Annotated in this window: 14 protein-coding genes; 2 read left to right on the plus strand and 12 right to left on the minus strand. The window is 71.4% G+C overall.

All coding sequences use genetic code 11. The annotated features are described in order from the left end of the window. Positions 1–32 precede the first annotated feature (32 nt). The 7 genes from rpsD to ACGFSC_RS08285 form a co-directional block, all read right to left on the minus strand. Positions 33–647 (minus strand): 30S ribosomal protein S4, encoded by a 615-nt coding sequence (gene rpsD / locus ACGFSC_RS08255; RefSeq protein WP_030240707.1) that lies wholly within the window; start codon positions 645–647, stop codon positions 33–35. A 309-nt stretch (positions 648–956) separates the two neighbouring features. Then, positions 957–2,399: a replication-associated recombination protein A gene (locus ACGFSC_RS08260; protein ID WP_359897460.1), complete on the minus strand. Its 1,443-nt coding sequence runs from the start codon at positions 2,397–2,399 to the stop codon at positions 957–959. Between the two features lie 56 nt (positions 2,400–2,455). Continuing rightward, positions 2,456–3,274 carry a polyphosphate kinase 2 gene (ppk2, locus tag ACGFSC_RS08265; RefSeq protein ID WP_359897461.1) on the minus strand — a complete coding sequence of 273 codons (819 nt, stop codon included), beginning with the start codon at positions 3,272–3,274 and terminating at the stop codon, positions 2,456–2,458. A 170-nt stretch (positions 3,275–3,444) separates the two neighbouring features. Continuing rightward, a complete protein-coding gene (locus tag ACGFSC_RS08270) occupies positions 3,445–3,951 on the minus strand; it encodes an N-acetyltransferase (protein WP_359897462.1) in 507 nt (168 codons plus the stop codon). Positions 3,952–4,047: 96 nt separating this feature from the next. Further along, positions 4,048–5,838, minus strand: coding sequence for an aspartate--tRNA ligase (gene aspS, locus ACGFSC_RS08275; RefSeq protein ID WP_359897463.1), 1,791 nt, complete (start codon positions 5,836–5,838; stop codon positions 4,048–4,050). After that, positions 5,835–7,097, minus strand: a complete 1,263-nt coding sequence (gene hisS / locus ACGFSC_RS08280; RefSeq protein WP_359897464.1) for a histidine--tRNA ligase — start codon at positions 7,095–7,097, stop codon at positions 5,835–5,837. Before hisS ends, aspS begins: the two co-directional genes overlap by 4 nt. An 11-nt stretch (positions 7,098–7,108) precedes the next feature. Then, a complete protein-coding gene (locus ACGFSC_RS08285) occupies positions 7,109–7,816 on the minus strand; it encodes an MBL fold metallo-hydrolase (RefSeq protein WP_359897465.1) in 708 nt (235 codons plus the stop codon). A 250-nt stretch (positions 7,817–8,066) separates the two neighbouring features. Between ACGFSC_RS08285 and ACGFSC_RS08290 the strand changes: the two genes are divergently transcribed. Both ACGFSC_RS08290 and ACGFSC_RS08295 read left to right on the plus strand, forming a co-directional pair. Further along, positions 8,067–8,912 carry a peptidylprolyl isomerase gene (locus ACGFSC_RS08290; protein ID WP_359897466.1) on the plus strand — a complete coding sequence of 282 codons (846 nt, stop codon included), beginning with the start codon at positions 8,067–8,069 and terminating at the stop codon, positions 8,910–8,912. A gap of 265 nt (positions 8,913–9,177) precedes the next feature. Then, positions 9,178–10,407: a DUF349 domain-containing protein gene (locus ACGFSC_RS08295; protein WP_359897468.1), complete on the plus strand. Its 1,230-nt coding sequence runs from the start codon at positions 9,178–9,180 to the stop codon at positions 10,405–10,407. Positions 10,408–10,474: 67 nt separating this feature from the next. Here the strand turns inward: ACGFSC_RS08295 and ACGFSC_RS08300 are convergent, their stop codons facing one another. The 5 genes from ACGFSC_RS08300 to yajC all read right to left on the minus strand — a co-directional run bounded on the left by ACGFSC_RS08300 (position 10,475) and on the right by yajC (position 17,110). Further along, positions 10,475–12,985, minus strand: a complete 2,511-nt coding sequence (locus tag ACGFSC_RS08300) for a RelA/SpoT family protein (protein WP_392862737.1) — start codon at positions 12,983–12,985, stop codon at positions 10,475–10,477. A gap of 96 nt (positions 12,986–13,081) precedes the next feature. Continuing rightward, positions 13,082–13,633 carry an adenine phosphoribosyltransferase gene (locus ACGFSC_RS08305; protein ID WP_359897469.1) on the minus strand — a complete coding sequence of 184 codons (552 nt, stop codon included), beginning with the start codon at positions 13,631–13,633 and terminating at the stop codon, positions 13,082–13,084. 47 nt (positions 13,634–13,680) lie between these two features. Beyond that, complete coding sequence (gene secF, locus ACGFSC_RS08310; RefSeq protein ID WP_359897470.1) at positions 13,681–14,769, minus strand: protein translocase subunit SecF; 1,089 nt, start codon at positions 14,767–14,769, stop codon at positions 13,681–13,683. A gap of 4 nt (positions 14,770–14,773) precedes the next feature. Further along, on the minus strand, positions 14,774–16,555 hold the full coding sequence (gene secD / locus ACGFSC_RS08315; protein ID WP_359897471.1) for a protein translocase subunit SecD: 1,782 nt from the start codon (positions 16,553–16,555) through the stop codon (positions 14,774–14,776). A 147-nt stretch (positions 16,556–16,702) separates the two neighbouring features. After that, complete coding sequence (gene yajC, locus ACGFSC_RS08320) at positions 16,703–17,110, minus strand: preprotein translocase subunit YajC (protein ID WP_359897472.1); 408 nt, start codon at positions 17,108–17,110, stop codon at positions 16,703–16,705. Positions 17,111–17,200: the final 90 nt, after the last annotated feature.

The following is a 17,200-nucleotide window of genomic DNA, read 5'->3' on the forward strand; positions in this document are numbered from 1 at the left end:
TCGCTCGTGGTGTCGCGAAGAGCGGAACCGGGTCAGCGCGAGTAGTACTCGACGACCAGCTGCTCGTCACAGATCACCGGGACCTCCTTGCGCTGCGGCGCACGGTCCAGGCGGAAGGCCAGGGCCTTCAGGTTGACCTCGAGGTACTTCGGGGTCTGGCCCTCACCCGCGTAGCCACCCTCACGGGCGACCTGGAAGGGGACCTTCTCCTTGGAGCGCTCGCGGACGGTGACCACGAAGCCCGGCTTCATCTGGAACGACGGCTTGTTGACCTTGCCGCCGTTGACCTCGATGTGGCCGTGGACGACCATCTGGCGGGCCTGGTAGATGGTGCGGGCGATGCCCGAACGCAGCACCAGCGAGTCCAGACGGGTCTCCAGGTCGGCGACGAGCGCCTCACCGGTCTTGCCCTCGGCCTTCTTCGCGCGGTCGAACGCGCGCGCCATCTGCTTCTCGCTCAGGTCGTACTGGGCGCGCAGACGCTGCTTCTCGAGCAGACGGACCTTGTAGTCCGAGTTCTGCTTGCGGCCACGGCCGTGCTGGCCGGGCGGGTACGGGCGGGCCTCGAAGTACTTGACGGACTTCGGGGTCAGCGGCACGCCGAGCGCACGCGCGATCTTGACCTTGGGACGCTTCTGGTTCGCCATGAACCAAACCTTCCTTGCTTACGAATACGGCTTCACCAGGTGTTGACGGAGGTCGCATCTCGCGACCCGGAGACAACCCATCGCCGAGGCGATGCGGTCAGCCGCTCTCCGGAGCCGGGCACGAAAGTGCTGGTCACACGGAGCGGCCCAGAATCTGGGCCGCCCGCGACACCGAAACGGTGCGCGACGCTCCTGGTGCGGGCCCCTCGGAGGGGGCCTACGGCCGGTGCCCCGCTGGTGCGGCCGGTCGGTGGGGTCTCCCCCGCCGCCGTCCCGGGACATGGCACTCCGACCGAGTATACCGGTGGATCACTCGCCCTTTTCCCCGGGCTGCTCCTCGGCCTTCTGCTCCGGCTTCGCGGGCGCCTTCCCGTCCTTCTTCCCGGCCTTGCCCTCCACCCTGCGCTCCCCCCGCAGCCGCCCGCGCGTCCACTCCGCCACGTCCGCGTACCGGGCCTCGCCGCCGCGCCTGGTCGGCCGGTAGTACTCCTTGCCGTGCACCGCGTCCGGCGCGTACTGCTGGGCGGCGATGCCCTCCGGCAGGTCGTGCGGGTACCGGTAGCCCTGGCCGTGGCCGAGCTTGCCCGCGCCGCCGTAGTGCGCGTCCCGCAGGTGGGGCGGGACGGCGCCCGCCAGGCCCTGCCGGACGTCCGCCAGCGCCGCGTCGATCGCCAGGTAGGCGGCGTTGGACTTGGGCGCCAGGGCCAGCGCGATGGCCGCCTGGGAGAGGATGATCCGGGCCTCCGGGAAGCCGATCAGGGCCACCGCCTGGGCCGCCGCCACCGCCGTCTGCAGGGCCGTCGGGTCGGCCAGTCCGACGTCCTCGCTGGCCGAGATCATCAGCCGGCGGGCGATGAACCGCGGGTCCTCCCCCGCCTCGATCATCCGGGCCAGGTAGTGCAGGGTGGCGTCCACGTCGCTGCCGCGGATCGACTTGATCAGCGCGCTCGCCACGTCGTAGTGCTGGTCGCCGTCCTTGTCGTAGCGCACCGCCGCCTGGTTGACCGCCGTCTCGGTGGTGGCCAGCGTGATGCTCGGCTCGCCCTTCTCCAGCGCCGCACCGGCCGCCGCCTCCAGGGTGGTGAGCGCCCGCCGGGCGTCCCCGCCGGCCAGCCGCACCAGGTGGTCCTCGGCCTCCACGGACAGCTCCAGCGCGCCCTCCAGGCCGCGCTCGTCGGCCACCGCGCGGCGCAGCAGCGCCCGGATGTCCTCGTCGGTCAGCGACTCCAGGGTGAGCAGCAGCGAGCGGGACAGCAGCGGGGAGATCACCGAGAAGTACGGGTTCTCGGTCGTAGCCGCGATCAGGGTCACCCAGCGGTTCTCCACGGCCGGCAGCAGCGAGTCCTGCTGGGCCTTGGAGAAGCGGTGGATCTCGTCCAGGAAGAGCACCGTCTCCCGGCCGGACATCCCGACCGCCCGCCGGGCGCCGTCGATCACCGCCCGGACCTCCTTGACCCCGGCGGTGATCGCGGACAGCTCCACGAAGCGGCCCTCGACCGCCTGGCTGATCACGTGCGCCAGGGTGGTCTTGCCGGTGCCGGGCGGCCCCCAGAGGATCACCGAACTGGTCGCCGCCGGGCCCCGCGAGCCCGCGACCAGCCGGCGCAGCGGCGAGCCGGGCTTCAGCAGCTGCCGCTGCCCCGCCACCTCGTCCAGGGTGCGCGGACGCATCCGTACGGCCAGCGGCGCCCGGCCGGGCTCCCTGCTCTGGCGTTCCTCGGCTGCGGCGGTGAAGAGGTCCGGTTCGTCCACACCGGAAGCCTATGCGAGGCCCCGGACAGCCCGGCAAGGCACGCGACGGGCCCGGCCTACTCCAGCCCGGCGGCGTGGTCCGGGACGTACTTCTGCAGGTCGCGCGGGGGCCGCTGGTAGCCGCGCGACGCGGGGCGGGGCGGCAGTTCGACCTGCCGGGCCCTGATCTCGCGGTACGGCACGGTGGACAGCAGGTGGGCGATCATGTTGATCCGGGCCCGGCGCTTGTCGTCGCTCTCCACCACGTGCCAGGGCGAGTCCGGGGTGTCGGTGTGGATGAACATCTCGTCCTTGGCCCGCGAGTAGTCCTCCCAGCGGGTGATCGACTCGACGTCCATCGGGGAGAGCTTCCAGCGCTTCATCGGGTCGCCCAGGCGGTCCCGGAAGCGCCGCTCCTGCTCGGTGTCGCTCACCGAGAACCAGTACTTGCGCAGCAGGATGCCCGACTCGGTCAGCATCCGCTCGAAGGTCGGGCACTGGTGCAGGAACTGCCAGTACTCCTCGTCGCTGCAGAAGCCCATCACGCGCTCGACGCCCGCGCGGTTGTACCAGCTGCGGTCGAACAGCACGATCTCCCCGGCGGCCGGCAGGTGCTCGACGTACCGCTGGAAGTACCACTGGGTCTTCTGCCGTTCGGTCGGCGTGGGCAGTGCCGCGACCCGGGCGATGCGCGGGTTCAGGTACTCCGTCACCCGCTTGATCGCTCCGCCCTTTCCGGCGGCGTCACGTCCCTCGAAGACCACCACCAGCCGGGCGCCCTCGGCCCGCACCCACTCCTGGAGCTTCACCAGCTCCTCCTGGAGCCGCAGCAGCTCCCGCTCGTACGGCTTCCTGGCCAGTTTCCCCGGCTTCCCGGTCCGCCGCTGCTCGGCCACCCTCGGGTCCTCCGTTCGGTCGAATGCTGATGAGCATTCACCGTAGGCGCCGGCGGCCGGATCCGCAGGTCGGCGAGGCCGTGGCGACCGGGCCGGTCTCGTGGACCGGCCCCGGGAGAGGCGCCCGAGGGAGCGGCGCTCGGGGTGGGGCAGGAGCCCGGAGGCAGGCTCTATACGGCGACGAAGGGCTCGGGGTAGCGGCAGAGCCCGCGCGGGGCGCCGTCGTACGCCGCCAGCGGCAGCGCCTGGAAGTACGCCTCCGGCACCTCGAACGGGCCGGAGACCTGGTGCCGCCCGGCCGGCGCGAAGCCGAACCGCCTGTAGTACTCCGGATCGCCGAGGACGACCACGAGCTTCTCGCCCGCCTCCTCGGCCGCCGCCAGCGCGGCCCGGACGACCAGCTCGCCGACGCCCCGGCGCTGCCACTCGGGCGCCACCGCGACCGGCGCGAGCGCCAGCGCCTTGCCGTCGCCGACCCGCAGCCGGGTCAGCAGCGCGTGGCCGATCACCAGCCCGGCACCGTCGACCGCCACCACGGACAGCCCGGGCAGCCAGGCGGGATCGCGGCGCAGCGCGTCCACCAGGTCCGCCTCGTCCGGCCCCGGGAACGCGGCCATGTGGACGCGTCTGGTCGCCGGGACGTCGTCCGGACATTCGACTCTCGTTGTGACCTGCATTGAGTCAACCCTCCCTGTGTCACACACCGTTGTGGACCGGCCCCGGACGACGGGCGAGCCGTCCGGGGCCGTTGCAGGTTAGCGGATGACGCGACGTCAGGACTTGGGCTGAGCCTCGCCCTTGGCGTCCTCGCGGACCTTCGGCTGGGCGTCCACGCCGGCCTCGCGACGCTGCGCCGGGGTGATCGGGGTCGGGGCGCCGGTCAGCGGGTCGCCGCCGGTGGACGTCTTCGGGAAGGCGATGACGTCCCGGATGGTGTCGTACCCGCCCAGCAGCGTGACGATGCGGTCCAGGCCGAAGGCGACGCCACCGTGCGGCGGCGGGCCGTAGTTGAAGGCGTCCAGCAGGAAGCCGAACTGCGAGGCCGCCTCCTCCTCGGAGAGGCCGATCGCGTCGAACGCCCGCTTCTGCACGTCGCGCTGGTGGATACGGATCGAACCGCCGCCCAGCTCCGAGCCGTTGAGGACCAGGTCGTAGGCGTTGGAGAGCGCCGAGCCCGGGTCGGTGTCGAAGGTGTCCAGCGACTCCGCGGTCGGGGCGGTGAACGGGTGGTGCACCGCGTGCCAGCCCTGGAACTGTCCCTTGTCGTCCTCGATCGGCTCGAACATCGGGAAGTCGACGACCCAGAGGAAGGCCCACTGGGACTCGTCGATCAGCTCGCAGCGGCGGCCGATCTCCAGACGGGCGGCGCCGAGCAGCTCCTGCGAGGCGCGCTCCTTGCCGGCCGCGAAGAAGATCGCGTCGCCGTTCTTGGCGCCGGCGGCGGCGGCGAGGCCGGCCAGGTGCTCCTCGGAGAGGTTCTTGGCGACCGGGCCGCGCAGCTCGCCGGTCTCGGCGTCGATGAGCACGTAGGCGAGGCCGCGGGCGCCGCGCGCCTTGGCCCAGTCCTGCCAGGCGTCCAGCTGCTTGCGCGGCTGCGAGGCACCGCCGGGCATGACCACGGCGCCGACGTACGGGGCCTGGAAGACGCGGAAGTCGGTGCCCTTGAAGTACGCGGTCAGGTCGGTGAGCTCCTGGCCGAAGCGGACGTCCGGCTTGTCCGAGCCGTAGCGGCCCATGGCGTCCGCGTAGGTCATCCGCGGCAGCGGGTTGGGGATCTCGTAGCCGTGGACCTCGCGCCAGACGGAGCCGATGATCTTCTCGCCGAGGGCCAGGATGTCCTCCTGGTCGACGAACGAGGCCTCGATGTCCAGCTGGGTGAACTCCGGCTGCCGGTCGGCGCGGAAGTCCTCGTCGCGGAAGCAGCGGGCGATCTGGTAGTAGCGCTCCATGCCGGCCACCATCAGCAGCTGCTTGAACAGCTGGGGCGACTGCGGCAGGGCGTACCAGTGGCCGGGCTGGAGGCGGACCGGGACCAGGAAGTCGCGGGCGCCCTCGGGGGTGGAGCGGGTGAGGTACGGCGTCTCGATGTCGAGGTAGTCGTTCTCCTCCATCACCCGGCGGATGATGTTGTTGACCTTGGAGCGCAGGCGCAGGCCCTTGGCCGGGCCCTCGCGGCGCAGGTCGAGGTAGCGGTAGCGGAGGCGGACCTCCTCGTTGACCGTGCCCGGCTCGTACTCGGCGACCGGGAAGGGCAGCGGGGCGGCCTCGGAGAGCACCTCGATCGCGCTGACGACGACCTCGACCGCGCCGGTCGGGATGTCCGGGTTCTCATTGCCCTCGGGGCGGACCCGGACGTCGCCGACGACCTTGACGCAGTACTCGGCGCGCAGGCCGTGCACCGAGTCGAGGTCGCGGACCACGATCTGCACGGTGCCGGAGGCGTCGCGCAGATCGATGAAGGCGACGCCGCCGTGGTCGCGGCGGCGGGCGACCCAGCCGGCCAGGGTGACGGTGGTGCCTGCGTGCTCCGGGCGGAGCGTGCCCGCGTCGTGCGTGCGGATCACAGCTGCTTCTCCTTCAGGGTGGTGACGAGTGCGTCGAGGGCGACGGGGGCCTGTTCGCCGGTGCTCAGGTCCTTGAGCTGGACGACGCCCTCGGCGAGGTCCCGGTCCCCGGCGATCAGGGCGAAGCGGGCGCCGGACCGGTCGGCGGACTTCATGGCGTTCTTGATGCTCTTGACGCCGAAGGCGAGGTCGGTGGCGACGCCGGCCCGGCGCAGCTCGACCACCTTGGCGAACAGGATGTTCTTGGCCTCCTCGCCGAGCGCGACGGCGTAGACGGAGGTGGCGGCCGGCAGGTCGAGGTCCACGCCCTCGGCCTCCAGGGCCAGGAAGGTGCGGTCCACGCCGAGGGCCCAGCCGACGGACGGCAGCGCGGGGCCGCCGATCATCTCGGACAGGCCGTCGTAGCGGCCGCCGCCGCCGATGGCGGACTGGGCGCCGAGGCCGTTGTGCACGAACTCGAAGGTGGTGCGGGTGTAGTAGTCCAGGCCGCGGACCAGCTTCGGGTCGTCGACGAAGGCGACGCCGTTGGCGGTGAGCAGCTCGCGGACCTTCTCGTCGTACGCCTTGCACTCCTCGCACAGGTAGTCGCGGAGCATCGGGGCGTCGGTGAGCTGGGCCTGAACCGACTCGCGCTTGTCGTCGAGGACGCGCAGCGGGTTGATCTCGGCGCGGCGGCGGGTCTCCTCGTCCAGGTCCAGGCCCGAGAGGAACTCGATCAGGGCGGCGCGGTAGACCGGGCGGCACTGCTTGTCGCCGAGGCTGTTGAGCAGCAGCGAGTAGTTGCCCAGGCCCAGCGAGCGGAAGGCGTCGTCGGCCAGGATGATCAGCTCGGCGTCCAGCGCCGGGTCCTCGGCGCCGATCGCCTCGGCACCGACCTGGGAGAACTGGCGGTAGCGGCCCTTCTGGGCGCGCTCGTAGCGGTAGTACGAGCCGGAGTACCAGAGCTTGACCGGCAGGTTGCCCTGCTTGTGCAGGTTGGCCTGGAGGGCGGCGCGCAGCACCGAGGCGGTGCCCTCCGGCCGCAGCGCCAGCTCGTCGCCGCCCTTGGTGGTGAGGGTGTACATCTCCTTGGAGACGATGTCGGTGGACTCGCCGACACCGCGGGAGAACAGCTTCACGTCCTCGAAGACCGGGGTCTCGACGTAGCCGTAGCCGGCCCGGCGGGCGGGTGCGGCGATGCGCTCGCGGATCGCCAGGAACGTCGCGGAGCTGGGGGGCAGCAGGTCGTAGGTGCCCTTGGGGGCGGTGAAGGTGCTCAACTTCTCTTCCGTCACATTCCTCGTCGCGGGAAAGCCGGGGCGCCGGCCGCCCCCGCTGCCTGTCGGAGGTAGGGGTTGGTGGCGCGCTCGCGGCCGATGGTGGTCTGACCGCCGTGGCCGGAGAGGACCACGGTGGAATCGTCGAGGGGCAGGCACACCCGGGCCAGCGAGTTCATGATCGCCGCGCTGTCCCCGCCCGGGAGGTCGGTACGCCCGATGGAGCCGGCGAACAGCAGGTCGCCCGAGAACAGCACCGGGGGGAGGTCCTCGGCACCGGGCGTCCGGAAGGTCACCGACCCCCCGGTATGGCCCGGGGCGTGGTCCACGGTGAGCTTCAGGCCGGCCAGCTCCAGCACGCTGCCGTCGGTGAGCTCGCGCACGTCGTCGGGCTCGCCGACGGTGAGCTCGCCCATCAGCTGGGTGCCCAGGGAGCGGCCGAGCGCCTTCTCCGGGTCGGACATCATGTACCGGTCCTCGGGGTGGATCCAGGCCGGGACGCCGCGGGCGCCGCAGACCGGGACCACCGAGGCCACGTGGTCGATGTGGCCGTGGGTGAGCAGCACGGCGACGGGCTTCAGCCGGTGCTCGCGGACCATCTCCTCGACGCCGCGGGCCGCCTGGTGGCCGGGATCGACGATGACGCACTCCTCGCCCGCCGCCGGGGCGACCAGGTAGCAGTTGGTGCCCCAGGCTCCAGCGGGGAATCCGGCGATGAACACGCGCGTCCTTCGGGTGTGCGGCGGTCGGCTGCGGCGGCTACCAGTGGTGATCGCTGCCAGTGGTGATGTAGGTGCAGCCTACCGGCGCCGCGGGTCCGGTTGCGAACCAGATAGGGGTGACGGGGCGCCGCGGCCCGGCAGGTTCACCGGGTTCTTACAGGCCCGGTCCCTACACTTGGCCGCCGAGGGATGCGATGATCCGCTCCGGAATCCATCCACTTTTCCCGCACATCCGTAGGAGACACGGCCGGTGGTCAGCAGCGAACAACGGCGGCGGCAGCTCGCCCGAGACAAGTACGAGCGCCAGTTGGAGCGCCGGGTCGCGGCCGCGGCCGCACGCAGGCGGCGCAACACGATCCTGGGCGCCTCGCTCGCCGTCGTGGTGCTGGCCGGCGGTGGCACCCTGATCGCCACCGGCGCGTTCAGCTCGGACGACAAGGGCGACAAGAAGGCCTCGGCGAACAGCGCCCAGGCGGCGCCGACCAGCACCGACGAGCCGTCCACCCCGACCCGCAAGCCGGTCGAGGGCTGCGCCGCCCCGGCGCCGGGCGCGCCCAACGGCAAGCAGTGGCAGGCCGAGCCGGCCATGACGGTCGACCCGGGCGGCTCGTACGCCATGACGCTGGACAGCAACTGCGGCAAGGTGACGATCGCGTTGGAGGCCGCGAAGGCCCCGCACACCGTGAACTCCTTCGCCTTCCTGGCCGGCGAGCAGTACTTCGACCACACCAAGTGCCACCGGCTCACCACCGACGGCATCTTCGTGCTCCAGTGCGGCGACCCGACCGCCAGCGCGACCGTCCCGGGCGGCACCGGCGGCCCCGGCTACAAGTTCGCGGACGAGAACCTGACCGGCGCGACCTACCCGGCCGGCACCGTGGCGATGGCCAACTCCGGCCCGGGCACCAACGGCAGCCAGTTCTTCCTGGTCTACAAGGACACCAAGCTGCCGCCGAACTACACCCCCTTCGGCAAGATCACCGGGGGCCTGGACGTGGTGCAGAAGATCGCCGCCGCGGGCACCCTGGAGGGCTCGCCGGACGGCCACCCGATGGCCGACGTCACCTTCAACTCCGTTACGGTGACGAAGGGTTGACCTACTCCGGGGCCCTGCGGGGGCGGCCTGCGCGCCGTCCCCGCAGGGCCCCGGACCGAAATCGCCCGGCCCGGATGCGGACAGCACCGGTCCCGGTCGCCTATGTTGGCGTTGTATAGGGTGCCCGCACCCGCCTGGCCGTCACCCTCGGCAGCAAGGCACGGCGGACGGGGACGGCGGACTCTTTCGGTCCGTCGCACATCAACTGTGGACGACGGACGCGCGCCGCCCCGGCGCGGGCGCGACGTCATGTGGAGGACGCGCTATGAGCAGCGACCCGTGGGGCCGTGTGGACGAGCAGGGCACGGTCTACGTCAGGACGGCCGACGGTGAACGCGTCGTCGGTTCCTGGCAGGCCGGCTCGCCCGAGGAGGCCCTCGCCTACTTCGAGCGCAAGTACCAGGGCATCGAGGTGGAGATCGGCCTGCTGGAGAAGCGGGTGCGCACCACCGACCTGGCCGCCAAGGACGCCCAGACCGCGCTGGAGCACCTGCGCGCCCAGGTGGTCGAGGGACACGCGGTCGGCGACCTGGAGGGCCTGGCCAAGCGGCTGGACACGCTCGCCGGCGAGATCGAGAGCCGGCGCGAGGAGCGCAAGGCCGCTCGCGCCAAGGCCCAGGACGAGGCCCGTACGGCCAAGGAGGCCCTGGTCACCGAGGCCGAGCAGCTCGCCGAGTCGACCCAGTGGCGGGAGGCCGGGGACCGGCTGCGCGCCCTGGTGGACACCTGGAAGGGCCTGCCGCGGCTGGACCGCAAGAGCGACGACGAGCTGTGGCACCGCTTCTCGCACGCCCGCTCGGTCTTCTCCAAGCACCGCAAGGCGCACTTCGCCACCCTGGACGCCGAGCGCGAGAAGGCGCGGCAGACCAAGGAGGCGCTGGTCACCGAGGCCGAGGCGCTGTCCTCGTCCACGGAGTGGGGCAGCACCGCGGCCGCCTACCGCGACCTGATGGCGCGCTGGAAGTCCGCCGGCCGGGCCCAGCGGGACATCGAGGACGAGCTGTGGGCGCGGTTCCGCGGCGCCCAGGACGTCTTCTTCCAGGCCCGCTCCTCGGTGTTCAGCGAGCGGGACGCCGAGCAGGTGGAGAACCAGAAGCTCAAGGAGGCGCTGGCCGCCGAGGCCGAGGCGATCCTGCCGATCACCGACCTCAAGACCGCCAAGGCCGCGCTGCGCGAGGTCAACGAGCGCTGGGAGGCCATCGGCCACGTGCCGCGCGAGGTCCGTCCGAAGCTGGACGGCCGGCTGAACACGGTCGAGCGGGCCATCCGCGAGGCCGAGGACGCCGAGTGGAAGCGCTCCAACCCGGAGGCCAAGGCCCGCGCGGCCGGCATGGTGGGCCTGTTCCAGGCCAAGGCCGACAAGATCCAGGCCGACCTGGACAAGGCCCGCGCGGCCGGCAACGCGTCCAGGACCGCCAAGCTGGAGTCCGAGCTGGCCGGCGTGCAGACCCTGCTGGAGCAGGCGCACCGGAGCCAGGAGGAGTTCAGCGGCTGACCGCCCCGAGCGCTGAACGGCGAAGGCCCCCGGGAACGCTCCCGGGGGCCTTCCGCGTACCCGCGCGCTACTTGCGGGCGGAGGTGACGCGGTAGACGTCGTACACGCCCTCGACGCCGCGCACCGCCTTGAGCACGTGGCCCAGGTGCTTCGGGTCGCCCATCTCGAAGGTGAAGCGGCTCATCGCCACCCGGTCCCGGGAGGTCTGCACCGCCGCCGACAGGATGTTGACGTGCTGGTCGGAGAGCACCCGGGTGACGTCCGAGAGCAGCCGGGAGCGGTCCAGCGCCTCGACCTGGATGGCCACCAGGAAGACCGAGGACTGGGTGGCCGCCCACTCGACGTCGATCATGCGCTCCGGCTGCTGGCTCAGCGCCTCCACGTTGACGCAGTCGGCGCGGTGCACCGAGACGCCGTTGCCGCGGGTCACGAAGCCGACGATCGGGTCGCCGGGCACCGGGGTGCAGCAGCGGGAGAGCTTGACCCAGACGTCCTCGACGCCCTTGACGATCACGCCCGGGTCGCCCTTGGCCCGGCGGCGCACCGCGCGGCGGTTGTCGTGGGTCGGGGCGGCGGTCTCCGCCAGGTCCTCGGTCGCCCCCTCCTCGCCGCCGAGCGCCTGCACCAGCTTCTGCACGATGTTCGGCGCGGCGACGTGGCCCTCGCCGATCGCGGCGTAGAGCGAGGAGATGTCGGGGTAGCGCATCTCGTGGGCCAGGGTGACCAGCGAGTCGCCGGTCAGGATCCGCTGGATCGGCAGGCCCTGCTTGCGCATCGCCCGGACGATCGCCTCCTTGCCGTGCTCGATCGCCTCCTCGCGGCGCTCCTTGGAGAACCAGGCGCGGATCTTGTTGCGGGCGCGCGGGGACTTGACGAAGCCCAGCCAGTCCCGGGAGGGTCCGGCGTTCTCCGCCTTGGAGGTGAAGACCTCGACGGTGTCGCCGTTCTCCAGGGTCGACTCCAGCGGCACCAGCCGCCCGTTGACCCGGGCGCCTATCGTCCGGTAGCCGACCTCGGTGTGCACCGCGAAGGCGAAGTCGACCGGGGTGGCCCCGGCCGGCAGGGCTATCACGTCACCCTTGGGGGTGAAGACGAAGACCTCGTTGCTGGCCAGGTCGAAGCGGAGCGACTCCAGGAACTCGCCCGGGTCGGCGGTCTCCTTCTGCCAGTCCAGCAGCTGCCGCAGCCAGGCCATCTCGTTGACGGCGCCGGCCTTGTCCTCCTTGCGGACCTGGGTCGGGGTGTCGGTGCGGACCTTGGACGCCCCGGCCACCGCGCGCTGCTTGTACTTCCAGTGCGCGGCGATGCCGTACTCGGCCCGCCGGTGCATGTCGAAGGTGCGGATCTGCAGCTCGACCGGCTTGCCCCCGGGACCGATCACCGTGGTGTGCAGCGACTGGTACATGTTGAACTTGGGCATCGCGATGTAGTCCTTGAACCGCCCCGGCACCGGGTTCCACCGCGCGTGGATGGTGCCCAGCGCCGCGTAGCAGTCGCGGACGGTGTCGACCAGGACCCGGATGCCCACCAGGTCGTAGATCTCGGCGAAGTCCCGGCCCCGGACGATCATCTTCTGGTAGACCGAGTAGTAGTGCTTCGGCCGGCCGGTGACGGAGGCGGTGATCCGGGCGCCGCGCAGGTCCGCCTGGACCTGGTCGATGACGGTCGCCAGGTACTCGTCCCGCTTGGGGGCGCGCTCGGCGACCAGCCGGACGATCTCGTCGTACATCTTGGGGTAGAGGATCGCGAAGGCGAGGTCCTCCAGCTCCCACTTGATGGTGTTCATGCCCAGCCGGTGCGCCAGCGGGGCGTAGATCTCCAGCGTCTCGCGGGCCTTCTTCTCCTGCTTCTCCCGCTTGAGGTAGCGCATCGTGCGCATGTTGTGCAGGCGGTCGGCGAGCTTGATCACCAGGACCCGCGGGTCCTTGGCCATCGCCACGACCATCTTGCGGACGGTCTCGGCCTGCGCGGCCTCGCCGAACTTGACCCGGTCCAGCTTGGTGACGCCGTCCACCAGCAGGGCCACCGAGTCGCCGAAGTCCTTGCGCAGGGTCTCCAGGCCGTAGTCGGTGTCCTCGACGGTGTCGTGCAGCAGCCCGGCCATCAGGGTCGGGGCGTCCATGCCGAGCTCGGCCAGGATCGTCGCGACGGCCAGCGGGTGGGTGATGTACGGGTCGCCGCTCTTGCGCTTCTGTCCGCGGTGCCACTTCTCGGCCACCGCGTACGCCTTCTCGATGTCGCGCAGCAGCGCCGGGTCGGCCTTGGGGTCGTTCGCCCGGATCGAGCGGAACAACGGCTCCAGGACGGGGTTCAGCACGCTGGAGCGCTGGCCGCCGAGGCGGGCCAGGCGGGCGCGCATGCCGCCGGTGGAACCGCGGCCGGACGGGCCGAGCGAACGCGAGGAGGTCGGCGCCGGGCGTGCCGGGGTGGCCCCCGAGGGCGTGGGACGGTCTTCGGGGGCGGCCGCTGCGGCCGTGGGCACAACCTCGTCGGGCAAGGACAACTCCTCGGGGCACCGGGGCCGGCCCCTGCCGGGGCCCGGACGTTCGGGGACAACCGGGAGGGGATGAATCTTCATGGTACCGAGCCGGGCGCCGGGGTGTTCATCCGGCCGGGCCAGGAAACGGAAGGACGGCGGTCGGATGTTCCGACCGCCGTCCTCCTGACGTATCCGTCAGACCGTGACCAGCGTCTCCAGCGGAGCGCCGCCCAGGTGCCCGGCCAGCCGCTCGCGGCCGTCCAGGAAGCCCAGCTCCATCAGCACCACGACGCCCGCCAGCTCGGCCCCGGCCTCCTTCACCAGGTCCAGCGAGGCGCCGATGGTGCCACCGGTGGCCAGCACGTCGTCCACCACCAGCACCCGCTCACCGGGCGCGAAGGCGTCGCACTGCACCTCCAGCGTCGCCGAGCCGTACTCCAGCTCGTACGAGCGCCGGAACACCTCGCCGGGCAGCTTGCCCTGCTTGCGGATCGGCACGAAGCCGAGCCCGGCCGCGAAGGCCGCCGGGGCCGCCAGCACGAAGCCGCGCGCCTCCAGGCCCACCACCTTGGTCGCACCGAGCTCCGCGGCCCGGTCCGCCAGCGCCCGGGTGAGGGCGCCGAAGGCCTCGGCGTCGGCGAGCAGCGGCGCGATGTCCTTGAACAGCACACCCGGCTTCGGGTAGTCCGGGACGTCCCGGATCCGGCTGTTCAGCAGCTCGGCCAGTGCGGTGTCGGCGGTGGTCACGGTGGTGTCCTTCACGGTCTGGTGGGGCCCCGGGGTCGTGGTCGGGGTCAGCGCTTGGTGGACGGACGGCCCTTGGCACGGGAGGTGCCGGCCGAGCGGCCACGCTGTCCGACCATACCCGCAGGCTGCTCCTCGCCCGTCGGCTCCTCGTCCGCAGCCTCGGCCTTGGCGGCCGCGGCGGCGCGGTGCTGGAGGACCCGCTTGCGCAGCGCCTTCATATCCGGCTGCTCCTCCTTGAGCTGCGCCAGCAGCGGGGTGGCGACGCAGATCGAGGAGTAGGCACCGGCCGCGAGGCCGATGAACAGCGCGAGCGAGATGTCGTTCAGGGTGCCGGCGCCCAGGAGGCCGCCACCGATGAACAGCAGTGCGGCGACCGGAAGCAGTGCCACCACGGTGGTGTTGAGCGAGCGCACCAGGGTCTGGTTGAGGCCCGCGTTCGCGGCCTCGCTGTAGGTGAGCTTGTTCTGCTTGGTGAGCCCCTTGGTGTTCTCCTTCACGGTGTCGAAGACGACGACCGTGTCGTAGAGCGAGTACCCGAGGATGGTCAGGAAGCCGATCACCGTACCCGGGGTGACCTCGAAGCCCACCAGGGCGTACACGCCGATGGTGATCAGGAGGTCGTGGATGAGGGCGACCAGGGCGGACACCGCCATCCGCCACTCGAAGGCGATCGCCAGGTAGACCGTCACAAGGACCATGAAGACGATCAGACCGGTGAGTGCCTTCTGGGAGATCTGCTTGCCCCAGCTGGGGCCGATCACCTGGGCCTCGACGGTGTCCAGCGGCACGTCGAGCTTCTGCGAGAGCTCGGCGCGGATCTGGTCGGAGCTCTTCGGCTCCTCGGTGCTGACCTGGATGCGGATCTTGCCGTTGTCGGTCGACTGCACCAGCGGGTGCGAGGAGACGACCCCGTCCGCGGTTTCCTGTGCCTGGGAGACCGTCAGGCCGGGCTTGGCCACGGTGTAGACCGAGCCGCCCTTGAACTCGATGCCCAGGTGCAGGCCCATGGCCAGGCCGATCGCCGCGACCAGCACGATCACGCCGGAGATGGAGTACCAGAGCTTGCGGCGTCCGACGAAGTCGAAGCTGACTTCACCCTGGTAGAGCCGGTGGCCCAGGTTGGAGAAGCGTGACACGGTGTCAGGCCTCCTTCACGGCGGCAGAGGAGGGGTTACGGCGACGGCTGCTGCGCAGCGGCGGGCGGGCGCCCAGCCGCTTCGGGTCCAGGCCGGACCACGGGTGGCCGTTCAGGAAGAACTTGCGGCGGGCCAGCAGCGTGATCAGCGGCTTGGTGAAGAGGAAGATCACCACGACGTCGAGCGCCGTGGTCAGACCCAGGGTGAACGCGAAGCCCTGGACCTTGCCGACCGAGACCACGTAGAGCACGGCGGCACAGAGGAAGGACACGAAGTCCGAGACCAGGATGGTGCGCCGGGCGCGCGGCCAGGCCCGCTGGACCGCCGGGCGCAGCGGGGCGCCCTCGCGGACCTCGTCGCGGATGCGCTCGAAGTACACGATGAAGGAGTCCGCCGTGATGCCGATCGCGACGATCGCACCGCAGACCGCCGGCAGGTTCAGCGCGAAGCCGATCGCGTTGCCGAGCAGGCTCATGATCGAGTAGGTCAGGGCCGCCGAGACGAGCAGACCGGCGATCGAGACCAGGCCGAGGCCGCGGTAGTAGACCAGCGAGTAGGCGACCACCAGCAGCATGCCGATCGCGCCGGCCACCAGGCCGGCCTTGAGCTGGTCGCTGCCGAGCGCCGGGGAGACGGTGGTGATGTCGCTCTTGACGAACTCCAGCGGCAGGGCGCCGTAGCCGAGCACGTTGGACAGGTCCTGCGCCTCGGTCTGGGTGAAGCGGCCGGTGATCACGGCGCTGCCGCCGGGAATCGCGTTCTTGACCTCGGGGTGCGAGACGACCTGGTTGTCCAGCACGATCGCGAACTGGTTGTTCGGCGGGGCCTGGGTGGCGAGCTGGCCGGTGATCTTGGTGAAGTCGTCGGTGCCGGTGCCGTTGAACTGCAGCTGGACCTGCCAGCCGGCGCCCGACTGGGTGTCGAGGCTCGGCTGGGCCTTGGAGACGTCCGAGCCCTTCACGGCGACGGGGCCGAGGGCGAGCTTCTCGTAGTAGCCGTTCTCGGGCTTCTGCGAGCAGGCGACGACGGCCTTGTCATCGGCGCCGGTCTGGGCGGTGCGGACCTCGGGCTTGGAGCAGTCCAGGGCGGCGAACGCGGCCGTCAGCTCCGGCGGCACGGTGCCCTGGGTCATCGCGGCGGTGAGGTCGGCGGCGCTCGGCGGGGTGGCCGCGGCACTCGGGGCGCCGGTGGCGGCCGCGGAGGGCGCGGTGCTCGCGCCGGTGGCGGCGGCGGTCGGGCTGGCGCCCTCGGCGGCCAGGGCCTCGCTCGCGGGGCGGCCCTGCTTGGTGGCGCTCGCGGACGGGCTGCCGGTCGCGCTGGCGGACGGGGTCGCCCCCGGGGTGCCGGTGGCGCCCGCGGACGGGGTGCCGGTCGGCACCGGAGCGGTGACGCCGCTGGGCGCCACGGCCAGGACCGGACGGAAGAACAGCTTGGCGGTGGTGCCCACCTGGTCCGCCGCGTTCTGCTGGTTGCCGCCCTTGGGGATGTTCACGATGATCGTGTTGTCGCCCTGGGTCTGGACCTCCGCCTCGGAGACACCCATGCCGTTGACGCGGCGCTCGATGATCCCGGTGGCGATGTCCATGTTGGACTTGCTGATCGCCTTGGGATCGGTCGACTTCGCGGTCAGCGTGATGCTGGTGCCACCGGCGAGATCGATCCCGAGCCTGGGCTTGGTGGTGCCCGTCCCGAACATGAGGGCGACCAGTCCGACGGTGACGACCAGGATGAGGGCCAGCGCCCGCCCTGGGTAGCCGTCGCGCGGGCGCGACTTGGGTGTTGCCACCTTGCTCGTTTCTCCCTGTCCATGCCACTTCCCCGACCGGACCCCCGTCCGGCTCGTGGCGGGACAGGGGTCCGGCGGTTCTGCGGCCCTGAGGTCCTGTGGGCTCGCGGCACTGTGCCGCGCGGCCGGGCGGGTTGCCCGTCCGTACTACTTGCTCGCGGGAGCCCCGCCCTCGACGTCACCCTTCTCGGCACTGTCCTTGCTGAGCGACAGCGGCTTGTCCTCGACCGGCTCGGCGTCGGCGTCCTCGGCCTCCGGCTCGGGCAGCTCGTCATCGGCGGGGCGGCCGTTGATGATCGCGTCGTACTCCTGGGGGTCCAGGACGGCCGCGATGGCGCTCTTGGTGAAGTGGGTGACCACGCCGGGCGCGATCTCCAGTTCGACGGTCTCGTCGTTGACCGCCTTCACCTGGGCGTAAAGACCGCCGATGGTGCGCACACCGGCCCCCGGCTCCAGCGCGGTCTGCATCTGCTGCATCTGCGACTGGCGCTTCTTCTGCGACCGGAACATGAGCACGATCGCGATGATCGGGAGGAGAAGGATGATGAGGTTCACTGCAGCCAGGGTCCTTTACGGGCCGCCGGCCGGCGGCCTGTGTGGTATTGGTCGGCCCGTCAGGTGAGAGGGGCGGTCCGGCGGAGTCTA

The sequence above is a fragment of the Kitasatospora sp. NPDC048715 genome (assembly GCF_043198905.1).
GTDB lineage: Bacteria > Actinomycetota > Actinomycetes > Streptomycetales > Streptomycetaceae > Kitasatospora > Kitasatospora lactacystinica.

Bases quoted from the DNA above. Each gene is read 5' to 3' on its own strand.
- ACGFSC_RS08295 (WP_359897468.1), top strand. From the start codon at position 9,178: ATGAGCAGCGACCCGTGGGGCCGTGTGGACGAGCAGGGCACGGTCTAC.
- ACGFSC_RS08270 (WP_359897462.1), bottom strand. From the start codon at position 3,951: ATGCAGGTCACAACGAGAGTCGAATGTCCGGACGACGTCCCGGCGACC.
- ACGFSC_RS08300 (WP_392862737.1), bottom strand. From the start codon at position 12,985: ATGAAGATTCATCCCCTCCCGGTTGTCCCCGAACGTCCGGGCCCCGGC.
- rpsD (WP_030240707.1), bottom strand. From the start codon at position 647: ATGGCGAACCAGAAGCGTCCCAAGGTCAAGATCGCGCGTGCGCTCGGC.